This window comes from Methylorubrum extorquens, from assembly GCF_024169925.1.
GTDB classification, from domain to species: domain Bacteria; phylum Pseudomonadota; class Alphaproteobacteria; order Rhizobiales; family Beijerinckiaceae; genus Methylobacterium; species Methylobacterium extorquens_A.
Map to the genome: position 1 here is coordinate 1,722,238 of NZ_JALJXF010000001.1, position 17,049 is coordinate 1,739,286.

Annotated in this window: 13 protein-coding genes and 1 tRNA gene; 8 read left to right on the forward strand and 6 right to left on the reverse strand. The window is 68.2% G+C overall.

Annotated features, from left to right (window positions below; genetic code table 11):
- Positions 1-4: 4 nt before the first annotated feature.
- Positions 5-2,341 (reverse strand): response regulator, encoded by a 2,337-nt coding sequence (locus J2W78_RS08205; protein ID WP_301288743.1) that lies wholly within the window; start codon positions 2,339-2,341, stop codon positions 5-7.
- Between the two features lie 140 nt (positions 2,342-2,481).
- Entirely contained in the window at positions 2,482-3,843 is a 1,362-nt protein-coding gene (locus J2W78_RS08210) for a pentapeptide repeat-containing protein (RefSeq protein ID WP_253373996.1), read from the reverse strand.
- A gap of 174 nt (positions 3,844-4,017) precedes the next feature.
- Between J2W78_RS08210 and J2W78_RS08215 the strand changes: the two genes are divergently transcribed.
- Together J2W78_RS08215 and J2W78_RS08220 are read left to right on the forward strand one after the other, a co-directional pair.
- The gene (locus J2W78_RS08215; RefSeq protein ID WP_060771448.1) at positions 4,018-4,392 is read left to right on the forward strand and encodes a response regulator; all 375 of its coding nucleotides are present in this window, start codon (positions 4,018-4,020) and stop codon (positions 4,390-4,392) included.
- Between the two features lie 71 nt (positions 4,393-4,463).
- A complete protein-coding gene (locus J2W78_RS08220) occupies positions 4,464-6,422 on the forward strand; it encodes an AI-2E family transporter (protein WP_253369615.1) in 1,959 nt (652 codons plus the stop codon).
- 22 nt (positions 6,423-6,444) lie between these two features.
- On the opposite strand, the gene J2W78_RS08225 is transcribed toward J2W78_RS08220, so the two are convergent.
- Positions 6,445-6,891, reverse strand: coding sequence for a DMT family transporter (locus J2W78_RS08225; RefSeq protein ID WP_253369617.1), 447 nt, complete (start codon positions 6,889-6,891; stop codon positions 6,445-6,447).
- Between the two features lie 247 nt (positions 6,892-7,138).
- Here J2W78_RS08225 and J2W78_RS08230 point away from each other — a divergent pair, with 247 nt between their 5' ends.
- Positions 7,139-8,299, forward strand: a complete 1,161-nt coding sequence (locus J2W78_RS08230) for a glycosyltransferase (RefSeq protein ID WP_253369619.1) — start codon at positions 7,139-7,141, stop codon at positions 8,297-8,299.
- Positions 8,300-8,421: 122 nt separating this feature from the next.
- Here J2W78_RS08230 and lipB read toward each other — a convergent pair whose 3' ends face one another.
- Positions 8,422-9,153 (reverse strand): lipoyl(octanoyl) transferase LipB, encoded by a 732-nt coding sequence (lipB, locus tag J2W78_RS08235; protein WP_253369621.1) that lies wholly within the window; start codon positions 9,151-9,153, stop codon positions 8,422-8,424.
- A gap of 57 nt (positions 9,154-9,210) precedes the next feature.
- On the opposite strand from lipB, the gene J2W78_RS08240 reads away from it, so the two are divergent.
- From J2W78_RS08240 to J2W78_RS08250, 3 genes are all read left to right on the forward strand, one after another.
- Positions 9,211-9,516: a FliM/FliN family flagellar motor switch protein gene (locus J2W78_RS08240; protein ID WP_253369623.1), complete on the forward strand. Its 306-nt coding sequence runs from the start codon at positions 9,211-9,213 to the stop codon at positions 9,514-9,516.
- Positions 9,517-9,639: 123 nt separating this feature from the next.
- Positions 9,640-9,724, forward strand: a tRNA-Leu gene (locus tag J2W78_RS08245).
- An 805-nt stretch (positions 9,725-10,529) separates the two neighbouring features.
- The gene (locus tag J2W78_RS08250) at positions 10,530-11,012 is read left to right on the forward strand and encodes a DUF4113 domain-containing protein (RefSeq protein ID WP_253373997.1); all 483 of its coding nucleotides are present in this window, start codon (positions 10,530-10,532) and stop codon (positions 11,010-11,012) included.
- A gap of 349 nt (positions 11,013-11,361) precedes the next feature.
- Here the strand turns inward: J2W78_RS08250 and J2W78_RS24840 are convergent, their stop codons facing one another.
- Complete coding sequence (locus J2W78_RS24840) at positions 11,362-11,949, reverse strand: recombinase family protein (RefSeq protein WP_367399421.1); 588 nt, start codon at positions 11,947-11,949, stop codon at positions 11,362-11,364.
- A 733-nt stretch (positions 11,950-12,682) separates the two neighbouring features.
- Here J2W78_RS24840 and J2W78_RS08260 point away from each other — a divergent pair.
- Entirely contained in the window at positions 12,683-13,723 is a 1,041-nt protein-coding gene (locus J2W78_RS08260) for a Hint domain-containing protein (protein WP_253369625.1), read from the forward strand.
- Positions 13,724-13,937: 214 nt separating this feature from the next.
- On the opposite strand, the gene J2W78_RS08265 is transcribed toward J2W78_RS08260, so the two are convergent.
- On the reverse strand, positions 13,938-15,128 hold the full coding sequence (locus J2W78_RS08265; RefSeq protein ID WP_253369627.1) for an amidase: 1,191 nt from the start codon (positions 15,126-15,128) through the stop codon (positions 13,938-13,940).
- Between the two features lie 339 nt (positions 15,129-15,467).
- Between J2W78_RS08265 and J2W78_RS08270 the strand changes: the two genes are divergently transcribed.
- Entirely contained in the window at positions 15,468-16,901 is a 1,434-nt protein-coding gene (locus tag J2W78_RS08270) for an NAD-dependent succinate-semialdehyde dehydrogenase (protein WP_253369629.1), read from the forward strand.
- Positions 16,902-17,049 lie beyond the last annotated feature (148 nt).

A 17,049-nucleotide genomic window follows, 5' to 3' on the forward strand; every position in this document is an offset into this window, starting at 1 on the left:
GGACCTACGGCGACAGCTTGTCGATCAAGCTTTGGATCTGGCCCGGCAGCGGCATGCCGTCCTGTCGGCTGTAGAGATCGCGCAATTGCCGTCCGATATCGGAGAGAGACATCGAGCCCTTGATGATGAGCCGGTCGGCCTGGGCGCCCAAGCTCTCCTTCTCCGAGGCGGTGATCTCCTTGGCGGTGAGCACCACCACGGGGATGCTGTCGCCGTCCGGGCGGCCGCGGAGCGCCCGCAGGAAGGCGAAGCCGTCCATCACCGGCATCATCAGGTCGAGCAGGATCAGGCTCGGGCGGACCTGATCCAGGCTCTCCAGGGCGAGGGCGCCGTTCTCGGCCTCGCGCACCTGCCAGCCGTCGCGCTGCAGCGTGCGGCGCACCCGGTCGCGGGCGTCGGCGTCGTCATCGACCACGAGCACGCTGCCCTCGCGGTCCACGGGGCGGTAGCGCTCCATCGTATCCTTGAGCGCCCCCCAATCGATCGGCTTGACCATGTAGTCGGTGGCGCCGAGCACGTGGGCGAGGCTGAACTCGTTGACGACGCTGGTGATGATGACCGGCGTGTCGGCGATGTCGGGATCGGTGCGGATCGCGTGCAGCACCGCCCAGCCGTCCATGCGCGGCATCTCGATATCGAGCAGGATCGCCCGCGGCTTCAGCGCCCGGGCCAAGGTCAGCCCGGCCCGCCCGTCATTGGCGGTGCGCACGCGGAACCCCTCGCGTTCGAGGAAGCGCTGGAGCAGGTCGCGGGCGGCCGGATCGTCGTCGACGAGCAGCACCACGTCGTGCAGATGCGCCTCGCCGTCGGTGATCTCCTGCACGCGAGCGGCGACGCTTTCCGCCTCGACCTCTTCCTCGTAGGCGGCGAGTTCGGCCGGAAGGCGGATCGTGAAGGTCGCGCCCTCGCCGAAGGTGCTCTCGACGCCGATCGTGCCACCCATGCGCTCGACGAAGGCGCGGGTGATGGCGAGCCCGAGGCCGGTCCCGCCGAACTGGCGCGTGGTCGATTCGTCGGCTTGAGAGAAGCGCTCGAACAGCCGGCCGATCTGCTCGTCGGTCAGGCCGATGCCGGTATCCGAGACGGAAAAGCTCAGCCAGTCGGCGCCGTCCTTCCGCTGGCGCCGCACACCGAGGATGATCTCGCCGTCCTCCGAGAACTTGGCGGCGTTGCCGATCAGGTTGATCAGCGACTGGCGCAGCTTCAACTGGTCCTGATGCATCGCGCCCAGATCCCCCTCGAAATCGAGGCGGAAGTGGTTGCGCTTCTTCGTGATCAGGCTCTGCGTGGCGGCCGTGACGTCCTCGATCAGGGACACGACATCGAAGGTCTCAGCCGCCAGGGTCAGGCGACCGGCCTCGATCTTGGAGATGTCGAGGACATCGTTGATGAGGCCGAGCAGGTGGCGGGCCGAGGACTCGATCTTGCGCAGGTCCGGCAGCAACTCGGCCTGGCCCAGATCCTCCAGCTCCTCGCCGAGCATCTCGGAATAGCCGATCACCGCCGAGAGCGGCGTGCGCAGCTCGTGGCTCATGTTGGCCAGGAACTGGCTCTTGGCGAGGTTGGCGGCCTCCGCCGCGGCACGGGCCTGCTCGATCGCAGCCTCGGCCTCCTTGCGGGCGGTGATGTCGATGTTGAGCCCGACCCATTCGCGGATGGAGCCGTCCTCGGCGAGCACCGGCACGCCGCGCACCTCCATGTCGCGCCAGACCTCGTCGTGGCGGCGCAGGCGGTACTCGACCTCGAACACCTTCACCCGCTCGACGCATTCGGCCCAGACCTCGGCGACGCGCGCCCGGTCGTCGGGATGGATCACGTCGATCCAGCCCCAGCCCTGATAGGCCTCGTCGCCCTGGCCCGTGTAGGCGGCCCAGCTCGGCTGGGGCGGCATCAGTTCGCCTTGCGCGGTCGTGTTCCAGATCACGGCGGCCGACGCATCCACCAGCGCGCGGAAGCGCTGCTCGGAATGGCCGAGCGCGTCCTGCGCGAGCCGCGTCTCGGTGACGTCGGTGTTGGTGCCGTACCAGCGCACGATGCTGCCGTCCCGATTGCGGACTGGCTCGGCCATCGACAGGAACCAGCGGTAGCGGCCGTCCCGGCCGCGCAGGGGGAAGGTGTCCTGCCACGATTCGCCCGCCGCGATGCAGGCGACGAAGCGCGCGGCCGCGCGTTCGAGATGATCCGGGTGGTGCAGCTTGCGCCAGCCGTGGTCGGCCATCTCGGCCGGCGTCGTGCCGGTGTAGTCGTACCAGCGGCGGTTGTACCAAACGAGGTTGCCGTCGGCCTCGGCGATCCAGGCGAGTTGCGGCAGCGCGTCGGCGAGATTGCGGAAGTCGGCCATGGTCGGCCCGGTTTCCGGCACCTTCCCGTCCTGTACGGTCACGGTGATGTCTCCCGTCCTGTCATCGTCGTCTTGACGTCGTCGTCTTGGCATCGCCCCGACCGGTGTGGCCGGCTTTCGCTCGGATGCGAAATCACAAGTCAGCGGCGCAGCCGGTTGCCGAGAACGAAGCCGAACAGACCCATCAGCACGATGCCCGCCGCCCCCTGCAATCCGACCAGCAGGTTGGTGACGCGCCCCAGCGGCTTTACCCCGATCTCTGGCGGGTTGGCGGTCATCATGTTGAGCGCGCTGTAGCTCACGAGATCGAGCGGATTGTAGGTCGGCGTGTTCTCGCCCTCGTGGAAGAGCCCGCCCGTCGCCCCGTAGGCCCCGGCGAACAGAAAGATTCCGACGAGGAAGGCGCGGGCGATCCGCGACAGGCTCTCGCCGTAATCGCACAGCCACTCGACGAAGCGGTCGGCGATCCAGCGGTAGCCGTCGCTCAGCGTCCCTCGAACATCGCGGGCGAAAAAGGCCTCGCGGGTGCGCACGCCGGCGTGGCGCCGGCCCATGCGGCGCCCGCGCTTGTAGGCCCAGCTCGCGCCCTCGGGGCTGCCGATGCTCTGAAGGTTGCGCTCGAGCGCGAGATAGCTCGCCTGCGCGGCCTCGTACTCGCCGGCCGCCTCCTCGCCGACCATGCCGCCGATCTGCTCGACGGAGAACCGCACGCCCTCCAGCCACGCTCCGGCAAAGCGCGCATGGCGCAGCTTGCATGTCGTGAGGTCGAGCCGCACGAGGCTGGTGCGGGAGAAGTCGGCCCCCGACAGGTCCGCCCCGTCGAGCCGGGCGCCGGAGAAGTTGGCGCCGCGCAGCCGCGAGCCGACGAGCCGCGCCTTCTTCAAGCTGGCACCCTCGAAATCCGCCCCGGTGAGGTTGCAGTCAGAGAGGTTGGCCTCGTCGAGTCGGGCCCTTCGGAACACGGAATCGTCGGCATCCGCCCCGGTGAAGTCGGTGCCCCAGAGGTCGGCGCCCTCGAAGCGGGCGCCGTCGAGCAACGCCTTGTCGAGCCGGGCAAAGCGCATGGTCGCGCCCGAGAAATCGGCATCCTCCAGCATTGCCTCGCGGAAGGAAGCCTGCCCGCCGGCGACTCCGGCAAAGCGCGCGCCGCTGAGGTCGGCGCCCGCAAAATCCGCCTCCTCCAGGCAGGCGCTCGCGAAGCCGGCCGAGCGCGCGAGGGTTCCGGCGAGCGAGGCCCGCCGCAGGTTGGCCCCCGACAGGTCCGTCTCTTCCAGCCGGGCATCGGCGAGGTCGGCCTCCGCCAGATCGAGCCCGCCCGCGCCCTTCACCCACCAGCGCGGCGGAGCCTGCGGGTCGATCCGTGAACTCAGGGTCGCGCGTCCGAGCGCGAGCCCGGCGAGGTCGTCGCGGTCCCTGATCGAGAACGGCGCCTCACGCTCCGCAAGATGCACGAGCAGCGCCGTGACGCGCGGGTCGCCGCTCTCCGCCCCGCCATCCCGCACCGCGTCCGCCCCGCATGATCCGCCCTGGCGCACCCCTTAGCCGTGCGGGGCCGAGCGAGACAAGGCGACGAAGATGACAAGGGATACGGATTGCGCGCGGGCCCATGACACCGCAACGGCTTTCCGCGCGTTAGGTCGCGGAGCGCGTATCGGCGCGAGTAAGGGGTTTCGGGCGTGTCGGGAAAAATCCTGCTGGTGGAAGATCACGAGGAGATCTGGGACTTCCTGTCCCGCCGGCTCAAGCGCCGCGGCTACGAAGTCGTGCTCGCCCATGACGGCGAGGCGGGCGTGCAGCAGGCCCGCGCCGCCCAGCCCGATGTGATCCTGCTCGACATGAACCTGCCGATCCTCGACGGGTGGTCGACCGCCCGCGCCCTGAAGGCCGCGACCGATACCCGCGCCATCCCGATCATTGCGCTCACCGCCCACGCCATGTCGGGCGACCGCGACAAGGCGATCCAGGCCGGCTGTGACGACTACCACCCGAAGCCGATCGACTTCCCCAAGCTGCTCACCCAGATCGGCGCGGCGATCGGGGCGGGGGATTGAGGCCTCCGGCCCGCCTCCACCGCTCCTGACGATCCATCACCCGAACGGGCCCGGTTGCCCATGAGGACGCCATGACCACCGATCCGGTCACCACGCGGCTCCTGCGGCAGGCGCTGCCGGTGGTGACGACGCTCGCCTCGCTGCTGCTGGTTGTGACGCTCGCCAGCGCCCTGTATTTCGGCCGCGACATCCTCGTGCCGGTGGCGCTCGCCATCCTGCTGAGCTTCGTCCTCGTACCCGCCGTGAGAGTCCTTCGGCGTGTCCGGGTGCCGCGGGTGGCGGCGGTGCTGCTGGTGGTGGTGCTCGCGTTCGGCCTGCTCGGGGCGATCGGCAGCCTGATCGCCCGCGAGGCGGCGCAGCTCGCGACCGATCTGCCGCGCTACTCGCTGACCCTGCGCGACAAGATCACGGCCCTGCGCGCCGCCACCGCCGAGCGCGGAAGCCTGTCGGACACCTTCTCCGGCTTCTTCGACATGGCCGAGGAGATCGGCAAGGAATTGCAGCCGCCCGCCGCGAAGACCGAATCCGAGACGAGTGCGGCGCTCGGCACGGCGGGGCGGCCGATGCAGGTCGAGATCCATGCCCCCCGCACCGGCCTGCTGACGACGCTCGGCAGCGTGGCGGGCGGGGTGCTGCATCCGCTGGCGACGCTCGGCCTCATCCTGCTGTTCACGATCTTCATCCTGCTCCAGCGCGAGGATCTGCGGAACCGCGCGATCCGGCTCGCCGGATCGAGCGACCTGCGCCGCACCACCGCGGCGATCGACGACGCCACGAGCCGGCTCAGCCGGTTCTTCGTGGCGCAGCTCATCCTCAACGTCGCCTTCGGCCTCGTGATCGGCGTCGGCCTGTGGTTCATCGGCGTGCCGAGCCCGATCCTGTTCGGGGTCATCGCCGGCATCTCGCGCTTCGTGCCCTATGTCGGCGCGGTGATCTCGGCAGTGCTGCCGCTCGCCATCGCCGTGGCCGTCGATCCCGGCTGGTCGATGGCGATCCAGGTCGCGATCCTGTTCCTGATTGTCGAACCGATCGCCGGCCACGTCGTCGAGCCGCTGCTCTACGGGCACTCGACCGGCATCTCGCCGATTGCGGTGATCTTGGCTGCAACGATCTGGACTTTCCTGTGGGGACCGATCGGCCTTCTGCTCGCCACCCCGCTGACCGTCTGCCTCGTGGTGCTCGGCCGCCATGTCGAGCGATTGTGGTTCCTCGACGTGATCCTCGGCGACCGCCCGGCGCTCGGCCCCCAGGAGATCTTCTACCAGCGCATGCTGGCGGGCGATCCGGCCGAGGCCATCGACCAGGGGCGGCTGTTCCTGAAGGAGCGGGCGCTCGTCACCTACTACGACGAGGTCGTGCTTCCGGGCCTGCGCATGGCCCAGGAGGATGCGGCACGCGGCATGCTCGACCGGGAGCGGCAGGGCGAGGTCGGTGCCGGCTTCCGCACGGTGGTCGAGGCGCTGGGGCTGGCGCGCAAGCGCGGCATGCCGCGGCGCTCGCGCAAGCCCGTCGGCGCCGAGGCCGAAGCTGCCTTCGCCGCGGTGGGGCCGGACCGGCGCGCGGCCGGCATCGTGCTCGGCCCCGACGACCTGGCGCCGACCTGGCGCGGAGAGGTGCCGGTCCTGTGCGTGCCGAGCGGAGGCGCCTTCGACGAGGCCGCGACGCTGATGCTCGCTCAGACGCTTTCCCGCCACGGGCTCGGGGCGCGGTTAGCGACGGGGGACGTGCTGCGCAACGGCCTGCCCGAGGGCGAGCGCCCGGCGATGATCTGCTTCTCCTATCTCGACCCGATCAGCCTGTCGCAGATCCGCCTGACCATCCGCCGCGCCCGCAAGGCCGCACCGGGGGCGACGATCCTCGTCGGCTTCTGGCGCGAGCGCGATCCGGCCTCCCTCGGCCGCCTGCGCCGGGCGATCTCCGCCGACCTGCTCGTGACCTCGCTGAGCGACGCCCTCGACGCGGCGCTGGCACGGGCGCGGACCGGGAACGCTGCTCCGGCCTCGCCCCGGCTCCGTCACGCGGCGGAGTAGGGTAGGCCGGGGCGGCTCTCCGTCAGGACAGGGCCACGAGGGCGACGCCCGCGATCATCAGCGCCCCGCCGAGAAGGCGCGTGATGCTCGCGGGGTGGACGGCGAAGCCTTCGAGCCCGAAATGGTCGAGCGTGATCGAGGTGACGACGCCCGCGGTGACGAGAAGGCCGAGGAAGGACGCCGCGCCGATCCGCTGCGCGACGAAGAGCTGGGCCAGGATGACGCCGGCGCCGAGCGCGCCGCCGAACCACGCCCAGACCGGTGTCTGACCAGCCTGCTGAAGGCTCGGCAGGTGCAGCCGCCCTGTCGCGAGGCCGATGCCGAGCATGGTGACGGTGCCGACCAGCATCGACACGAGCCCCGCCGCGAAGGGCTGCGCACCGAAGGATTTCGCGAGTTGCGTGCTCTGGCCGGGCTGCACGGCCGTGGCGATGCCGGCAAGCAGGGCGATGCCGTAGAGGGCGATCATCGGTTCGGGTTCCTGCGGCGAGCCGCGATGAGGGGGCCGGCTCCCGCGCGATCCGTGGATGACTCCTCGAAGCCTCCGTCGAAGGCTCCTTTTGCCGAGGCAGGATGCCCGGGAAACCGGGGCCGACCCGCCCCGTTCCGTGGTGCGAGACCATCAGCCGCGGTTCATCAAGCGCAGCTTATGCAGGCGCAACGCCGCCCGGAGCCCGCCTTCCGGCACCTCCCATCGGCTTTCCCGGAGCCCGTCCGTGCCGCCCGTTTCCCCCACGCCGTCGCGCCTCGACACCGTCATCGCCATCCCCGTGCGCAACGAGGCCGAGCGGATCGCCCGCTGCCTGACGGCGATCGACCGGCAGACCGGCTTGGCGCCAGGGCGGCTCGGCCTCGTGCTGTTCCTCAACAACTGCACCGACGACACGGCGGCGATCGTCGCCGGTCTCGTGCCGGCGCTGTCGATCCCCGTCCGGGTGATCGAGCGTGTTCATGCCGGGGCGCATGCGGGCTGGGCGCGCCGCGCGGCGATGGACGCGGCGGTCGCGTGGCTCGAAGCGGAGGGGACGGCCTCCACGACGGCCACGCTCCTGACGACGGATGCCGACAGCATCGTGCCGCCGGACTGGGTCGCGGCCAACCTCGCCGCCCTGGAGGCGGGCGCCGACGCGGTCGCCGGCCGGGTCGAGCTGATCCCGGAGGAGGCGGCCCTGCTGCCGCCCTCGCTGCCCGCCCGCGGCCGGCTGGAGGACACCTACGACGCGCTCATCACCGAGATGGAGGCGCGCATCGATCCCGATCCGCACGATCCCTGGCCCTGCCACCGCACCACCATCGGCGCCTCGCTCGCCGTGCGGCTTCCTGCCTACCGTGATGTCGGCGGCATGCCGGAAATCCCGCTCGGCGAGGACGGCGCCTTCGTCGGCGCCCTACTCCAGCGGGGCTTTCGCGTACGCCATGACCGGGCGGTGCTGGTTCTGATCTCGGCCCGCCTCACCGGCCGCGCGGCCGGCGGGGTCGCCGACACGATCCGCTCCCGCTGCGAGGAGCCCGACGCCCTGTGCGACGCGCGCATGGAGGCGGTGCCCCGCGCGCTTCACCGCTACGTCTGGCGGGCACGGCTGCGCCGCCTTCACGACGAGGGCCGCCTCACCCGCGATCTCGCCTGGGCGCGGCGGCTCGGCATCCCTGAAGGCGAGGCTCGCCGCATCGCCGCCCTGCCGCGGGTCGGCGAGATCGTCGCGGCGGTCGATCGCGCCAGCCCGCGCCTCGCCTACCGCCCGCTGATGCCGCGGCAGCTCCCCGGCCAGATCCGGTTCGCCCGCCTCGTCCTGCCGCTGCTGCGCGCGGGACTGCGGCTGCGCCGGTCGGCACCGTCCGCACGCCCGGTCGTCCCGACAGCCACCGCCGACGCCTGAAATTCTGGGATCCCAAAGGGGTTCACCCCTTCGGCGGGGTATCGGGGCGGCGCCCCGACCTCCCTTCACCGGGGCTCCGCACTGGACCCGCGAAAGGTATGATCCCTTTCGAAAGCGGGATTTCAAGCCTCGTCGCGTGTCGGGCCGAAGATCGGCTCAAAGGCGGCGCGCAGCGCCATGTCCACCTCGGGCAGACTGACGATGCGGCCTAGGTCGGCCAAGCTCGTCACGCCGTGCTCGCGCACGCCGCAGGGCACGATGCCGGAGAAGTGGGCGAGGTCCGGCTCGACGTTGAGGCTGATGCCGTGCAGGCTCACCCAGCGTCGCACCCGGATGCCGATCGCCGCGATCTTGTCCTCGACGGTCGGCCCCTTGTCCGGCCGCCGCACCCAGACCCCGACCCGGTCCTCGCGGCGCTCGGCCCGGATGTTGTAGGCGTCGAGCGTCGCGATCAGCCATGCCTCCAGGCTCGCCACATAGGCCCGCAGGTCGGGCCGGCGCCGGTTGAGGTCGAGCATCACGTAGGCGATGCGCTGGCCGGGCCCGTGATAGGTGTACTGCCCGCCCCGGCCCGTGCGGTGGACGGGGAAGCGCTCCGGCTCGACGAGGTCAACGGTCTTGGCCGAAGTGCCCGCCGTGTAGAGCGGCGGATGCTCCAAGAGCCACACCAACTCGTCCGCCTCGCCCCGGGCGATCGCGGCGGCGCGGGCCTCCATCTCGGCCTCCGCCGCCTCGTAGCCGACGAGGCTGTCGGTCACGCGCCAAGCCACCGGCGGTGCGTCCGCGCGCGGCAGGAATGTCGCGGGTGCGATCGAAAGCCGGGAAGCGGGTGCCGTGAAGGAATTGTTTACCAAGACTTCACCATCGCGTGCGGAAGGTTTTCCGGGCTTTAAGAAACGGAGCATCCGCGCGTGGCGGTCCTGGACGAATTGCAGGTCGATCTCAAGGTCGTGCTGGGGCGCAGCCACATGCCGCTGCACATGCTGCTGCGCATGGGCCGTGGTGCGGTGATCGAGTTGGAGGCCACCGAGACCGACATGGTCGAGATCCTCGCCAACGACCACCCCATCGCCCGCGGGCAGATCGTGGTGACCGGCAACCGCATCTCCGTTGAGGTGACCGAGCTGATCCGCAAGGCCGAGGTCGTGCGCACCCCCGGCGTGACCATCGGCGAGGGCGCCGTGCCGATCCTCGACGATGCGGGCACGATGCCCTGAGCGGATTTCGAGGCGGCAAAACGCGAAGAAGCGCATCCGGCGCTTGTGCAGGCCCCGGGCATCTGTTATCCGCTGCGCCGCCCACACAAGACACCGGCCGCCACAAGCGGCACGGCGGCAAGGGCGGCCATGGCGGAATTGGTAGACGCGCTAGCTTGAGGTGCTAGTCCCGCGAGGGGTGGAGGTTCGAGTCCTCTTGGCCGCACCAACCTACTTCCTGTTGGAAGTCAAAAGGTTGGTCTTTACAATGGGTTGATAAAGGCCGCGCTTTCACACAGCGGCTTCACGTATGACCCTCATGACAGCCTGATCGTGGAAGCACCCGAAGACCGGGACCTACTACCTGCGCCAGCGCACGCCGCATGACCTTCTCCACAGCGTGAAGGGTCAGAGCGCGGCTCTTCCGGTGGGCGATGCCTTCTCACCGTAAAGGTCGGTGACGCCATCCAAGCTTCCCTCCTGACCACGGACATAGCCGAAGCTCGAAGCCGCCGCTCGGTCGCTGATGGAGCTTTGAAGCGGTTCTGGGAGGCCCAGCGGAAAGGGCCGACACGGCTCAACCAACGACAGATCACAGCCCTTGGCGGCTTAGCCTACCGGGAGTGGGTCCACGCCATGGCTGATGAGCCGGGGCCGTCAGGCGTCTATGCCGAGGTTCTGCGCCGTCACGCGACGTGGAGGGCGTTCATCCCAGTGCCATCAACCGGAACGACCTCGTGGCCGTCAGGTCTGTGTTCGCCTGGGCCTGCGGGCTTCACGGTGGAAAGCTGTTGCTATCGAAACCGGTCACGGGCGAGAGCCCGGAGGAGCCCAAGAGGGTCGCCAAGCGGGAGCGCACGTTCCGGGACGGGGAGGTGGCTGCGATCCTCTCACCGGCCTCAGCAGTCGAGCCTGACGTACGAAACCCGACCTTCGCCGCTGCTCGTCGTTGGTGCCCGCGGCTGGCCGCTGACCTGACCGGCTGGCTTTGGACCGGGCTGATTGAGAGGACCGGCATCATCACCACGGACCTGATGCCCCTCGAAGCATCTCAGCGCGCCTTGATCGGTAGGGATCGGGAGCGCAGTCGGCCGCTGACAAACGCCCTGGACCACTGCAACCGCCGCCACGGACGGGGGAGCGTGGTTCTGGCATCGTCCGGTTGGGTTAAGGCCCGACCATGGTTCACTAAGTTCGATATACGTTCGCCCCGCTACACGACGCGAATCAATGAACTTCCCACGATCCGACAACCACGCGTGGAAAATGCTTTTGCAACGCGGGACCTACATACATCAATCACGCTTTATGATCATTCGATACAATCAATGAGCCACGCAATGTCACTGGTAGTGCGCCATGGGGATTCGCCGATCGCGCCATCATTGATGATGCTTAGTTTGAGTTTTGTGCGAGTGAACGATGCTAGTTGCAGCGATATCACTAGCTACGGGGGCCCTCATCGGGCGGACGTATCAGACGAACACTCTAATCCTTGCATCCATCGCCATCGCTAGCATATGGATTACGGCGTCGATTATACGTTGGTCATTTTCGTTGGTTGATGTGCTGTTGTTCTTGTCATACTTATCAGCACTTCAAGGGGGTTTTCTTATAGGCGCCTACCTACAGACGAGGTATGAAGAATCAAAATTTGATTAGAAAAGTATTATGCGACCTTCGATGTAAGACGCCAGTCCACACAGTGTTAACGAAAGCATGATCGAAGCGACACCACCGATGAGTCGCGCCCGTTGGATATTCATGACGTTGTGTCGTTCCCGTCCATATTGTGCGCAACCTATCTGCGGGAAACTTGTCGGAATTGTGTTATTCAGCGCCGGTTATATTGATCTATAATTCTAACTATGGGACAAATTTGCTTTTTATTTCAAGACAAGATCTGTGGGATTGAATTCCTTCAGATGGCGCGGTGGGACGAACGCTTTCCGATCCGCGGGAACATGTGGGGAGGGCAAAAAACGCCCCGTCTTTGTCTCTATTACGTTGCGTCAGACGACAGCTTGTCGGTCGGGCAATAGCAACAACTGTTGTACGATTCCTCCCGATCAGCCGGTAGACCGAAGCCTGGCTAACCCTGAGTTCCTTGGCGATGGCGGTTTCGCCCATGCCGAATGCTGCCAGCTCCCTCACACGAGTTGCGTCGATGGAAGGCTTGCGGCCCCTGAACGCCCCTTCGGCTTTGGCCTTCGCGATACCCTGCATCTGACGCTCGCGCCCTATGGCCGTCTCGAACGCAGCGAAGACCCCAAGCATCTGTAGGAAGCAGCGACCGGCAGGCGTTGACGTCTCGATGGGTTGTTCAATGGCGACAAGAACCACTCCCGCAGCCTCCATCCGCTTTACGATACCAGACAGGGCAGCGATGGAGCGTGCAAGGCGGTCTATGCGGGTGACGACGCTAACCTGACCGGTATATTGGACCGAGCCGATTGAGCGACTGTCTTGCTGGTCAAGCGGGTTGCCATGGCGTTCCGTCTCTCAGGATGGCTCCGCGCGTGGCAGCGCAAGTCGTCATGTGGTCGTCAAGCCGGCATCGCCCCCCATGCGATGGCATCGTACCACCGGCTGTGCGGCTCCGACCGCAACAGCCAGTGGTGGCTGTCCTCGTCATGCAAGGCAGCCGCCGGCTTCACTGTCCCATCCGGGGACATCCGGTGGCGCCCTCGCCTCGGGCCGGGGAGGAGGGAGCCCGGCAGGGCGGCGCCGTCCACCACCCCCGCTCGAGATCGTCCCGAAACCGGGACTGCGAACCGTGTTTCGGCGTCGAGGGCGGCTCTCTTCCGTCCTGCCAACCAATCAGCGCATTGACCCCGCGAGACGCAAGATCTAAGCGCAATTTTATTGCCGAAAGATCCCGATTTAATATGCCTAAATTACTGAGGCGTAAGCAGTTTCGGCTGAAAAATGTTGCAGATCTGGCACAGCCGCACACGATCATGAGAGAAAAATAATCCGACCAGCAAATAACCCGTCCCGATGGATTGTCGGCGTCGCAGGTTCCCCGCATGTTCGGACCGTGACCGAAAGCAGAGTTAGAGCAAGGCAGCGTTGAGGCCGCAGGCGCTCCTGAAATGGAGCCCATCTCTCTGCATTCCGTCGCCGAATGATCGCCCGGCGCATAACTGAAGACAAAAGCGCCCGCTCAAAACGGGAGGGATGAACTATGGCTTTGCCGATCACTTTCAACAATACGACGTATTCTGCCGGCTTCCTCGGAACCGACGACGGTGGTGCATCTGGAAATTTTCAGGTCGATACCGCTTCGACCTATTCCGTGAGCGTAAGCGGCACCATCAACGTTGTAGGCGATCCAGTAACGCTGACCTATGGAGCCGATGCTCCAGCTGGTTTTGCCGGAACGTCCATTCAGTTGACCTCGACGCAGTTCGACAATTCTGGCCAGATCCTGTTCGTGAGCAGGGCCATCCCGCCCGGTGAGACGGCGGCCGGCAACTACCGCTACCTTCTCTCGAACACGCAGGTAGTCGGCTCGAACCCGCCTGCGGGCTCCACCCGGACACGCTTCCTCGCCGACAGCAACAACACGCTCGGCGATTACAACGTCCAGGCCGCGCCCTGCTTCACCACCGGCACGCTCATCCGCACCGCCCGCGGCGAGGTTGCGGTCGAGGATCTGACCGTCGGCGATCTCGCCGTGACGGCCTCCGGTACGCTGCGTCCGATCACCTGGATCGGCAACCGCGCCCTTGATGCCAAGAGCGAGGCGCTGCCCCACAACGAGCAGCCCATCCGGATCCGCGCAGGCGCCTTCGGCCCCGGCCTCCCGGCGCGCGATCTGCGCCTCTCGCACGGCCATCCGGTGCTCGTGGGCGCCGATGTCAACGGCGAGGGCGGCGTGCTGGTGCCCGTGATGTGCCTGATCAACGGCACCTCCATCGTCCGCGAGCCGGCGACGCAGGTGACCTACTGGCATGTCGAGCTGGATGCGCACGACATCCTGCTCGCCGAAGGTCTGGCCGCCGAGAGCTACTACGACATGGGCAGCCGAGTGTGGTTCGCCGGCGAGGACGGCATGCTGACGGATCCGAACTTCGTGCCGGCCGGCGAGCACGGCCGCTGCCGCCCGGTGGCGGTGGACGGCGCCCTCGTCGAGCGCGAGCGTGCACGGCTCGACGGCGTCTTTGCCGCGGAGCTTGATGGGCACAGCGCCTGGACCGACATGCCGGCGTGGCTCGCCGCGTAATCCTTCGACGGCGTTGACGTTGCGAGCGCCCCTGCCGGGTTCGGCAGGGGCGCTTTCGTGCGATGCGCCGACATCCGCGCGGGAGCCCCAAACCGTAAGGACACCGGTAGGGTGCGGGCCCAGCGAATTCGGAACGCTCCGGCGTTTCGTGCCCGGATCCCGATCGGGATGATGTTCCGGGCGAGCGGCCATCCCCAGCTGCCTGCCGCCCGCGTCACCTCGCTTCGGCAAGACGCTCGGCAAGACGCGTGGCCAAACTGACCAGCGCCTCATCCTGCCCGTGCGCCGCGATCGCCGAGAGGCCGATCGGGCAGTCGTTCGAGGTCGCAAGCGGCATCGAGAGCTGGGGCAGGCCGGCATGCCCGGCGAGGCAGAGCATCCGATGGGCGCGGTCGCGGATGTCGGCGCGCTCGGCTTCCGATGAGTCGAGGCGCGGAGCGATATCCGGAGCGGTCGGCAGGACGAGAAGGGTTCCGGGCACGACGAGCCGGCTCATGCGCGCCCGAACCTCGTCGCGGACCGCCTGCGCTCGCGCCACGACGTCCGCATCGAGATGCTCCCCTTCCTCGATATGCTCCCGGATATCCGTTCCGAAGGATGGGTCGGTCCGCTGAATCCAGTCGCGGTGCGTGGTCCATGCCTCCCGCGCTTGGATCGTTCGAAAAGCGTCGCGCCACACGGGGGCGTCCCCGTCGGCGACCGTGACGTGCTCGACCCGTCGCACGAGGGCGGCGAGCCGCTCGACGGCAGGGCTCAGGGCCGCACGGATCGCGGGCGAGGCCAGGGCGAACAGGTCGTCCGCGATCACCAGCCGCTCGGTCGGCACCACCTCGCCCGTAGCGCCGAGCATGACTTCGGAGACCGCCCGAAGAACCTGCGGATCGCGTGCGAACCAGCCGATGGTGTCGAAGCTCGGGGCCAGCGGAACCACGCCCTCCGACGGAATGCGGCCATGGGTAGGGCGTATCCCGTAGAGGCCGCAGAAGCTGGCCGGCAGGCGTACCGACCCGCCCGTATCGGTGCCGATGGCGAAATCGCACAACCCGGCGGCGGTCGCGGCGGCCGATCCCGACGACGAGCCGCCCGGTATCCGCCCCGGGGCGGCGACGTTGACGGGCGTGCCGTGATGCGCGTTCTCGCCGTCGAGATCCCAGGCGAGTTCGTCGGTGATCGTCTTTCCCACGAGCCTTGCACCCGCATCGAGCAATCGGGCGACGCTCGGCGCAGTTCGCTCCGGCACCGCGTGCGTCCGGCGCCAGTCCGGGTTGCCCGCCCCGGTCGGCACGCCCGCGACGTCGAGCAGGTCCTTCACCCCGAAGGTCATTCCGCTCAAGGGGCCGTCGGAGGCGTGGCGGGACGCAATCTCGCAATCCGTCACGAAGGCGTTGATGGGTGTGGATGTCATCGTTGATCCGGGCCGGCAGCGTGTTCGGAAGAGCCGAACCGCTGCGGAGGTTGCGAAGGAGGGGCGAGCCTCGATGTCTCTCACAACACGCCCGCCGCGCTGTCGTGCCCGGAGAGGAAGCGGCCCGCGACCGGAAGTCTCGTCAGGCACCGAACGAGGACGCGATCGCGCCGGCTGGGTTCCTCTCGCTCTTCCCTTTCACCGAATCTCCGCCTCTCGCCGAATATCCAGTAGCAGGGGCATTCCACGGGCGAGGCCGACCGACGGTGTTCGGCCGGAGCCGGGGTGCCGCACGCGTGCAGGACCTATATGAAGGCCATCCCTCGTACGGAGATGGCCATGGACCTCGACGTTCCGCTTCACATCGCCGGCCGCTGGCGTCCCGGTGGCGGCGGCGAGACCCTGGCCGTTCTCAACCCGGCCACGGGCGAGGCGATCGGCCGGGTCGCGGTCGCGACGCGAGCGGACCTCGATGAGGCGCTGGAGGCGGCCGAGCGGGGCTTTGCCGCCTGGCGGCGGGTCTCCGCCTTCGACCGGTCCAAGGTGCTGCGCCGGGCCGCCACGCTGCTGCGCGAGCGCGCGGAAGACATTGCCCGCACCATGACCATCGAGCAGGGCAAGCCGCTCGCCGAGTCGCGGGTCGAGACCGGGGTGGCCGCCGACATCATCGAGTGGTTCGCCGAAGAGGGCCGGCGCGCCTACGGCCGGGTCATCCCCCCCCGCGCCGAGGGCGTGCTGCAGATCGTCACCCGCGAGCCGGTCGGGCCGGTGGCGGCCTTCACGCCCTGGAACTTCCCGATCAATCAGGCGGTGCGCAAGCTCTCGGCGGCGCTCTGCACCGGCTGCCCCGTGATCCTCAAGGGGCCGGAGGATACCCCGGCCTCCTGCGCCGAACTGGTGCGCGCCTTTCTCGATGCGGGCGTGCCGGGCGACGCGCTCGCCCTGGTCTACGGCGATCCGGCCGAGATTTCCGGCTATCTCATCCCACATCCGGTGATCCGCAAGATCACCTTCACCGGCTCGACCGCGGTCGGAAAGCAGCTTGCGGCGCTCGCGGGCCAGCACATGAAGCGGGCGACGATGGAACTCGGCGGCCATGCCCCGGCGATCGTGTTCGATGATGCCGACATCGAGACCGCCGTGCGGGTGCTGTCCGCCAACAAGTACCGCAACGCCGGCCAGGTCTGCGTCGCCCCGACCCGCTTCCTCGTGCAGGAGGGCGTGTACAACCGCTTCGTCGACGGCTTCGTGGCTGCTTCGAAAGCGCTCAAGGTCGGCGACGGCCTCGATCCCGAGACGCAGATGGGCCCGCTCGTCCACGGCCGCCGGGTCGAGGCAATGGAGGCGTTCGTGGCCGATGCCGAGGCGAAGGGCGCGCGCCTCCTCACCGGCGGCAGCCGCATCGGCAATCGCGGTCACTTCTTCGAGCCCACCGTTTTCGCCGACGTTCCGCTGGAGGCCCGGCTCATGAACGAGGAGCCGTTCGGGCCGATCGCGGCGATCCGGCGCTTTTCCGATGACGACGAGGCGCTGAACGAGGCCAACCGTCTGCCCTACGGGCTGGCGGCCTACGCCTATACCCGCTCCGGCACCCGGGCGAACCGGGTCGGGGCAGGGGTCGAGGCCGGTATGATCTCGATCAACCATCACGGCATCGCGCTGCCCGAGACGCCCTTCGGCGGCGTGAAGGATTCCGGCTACGGCAGCGAGGGCGGCTCGGAGGCGATCGAGGCCTATCTCACGACGAAGTTCCTGACGCAGGCCAACGCCTGACCGGGCCGGGTGCGCCGTGGCCCGCCGCCCCGGCCGCCGCGTCACACGTTAAGCCCGCCTCACACGACGTCCGGTCACTCGTCGTCGCCCCTACAGGAGCGGCGGCGCAGCGGTCGTTGTGTGAGACGCGTGGCGTCCGCCAAGCCGA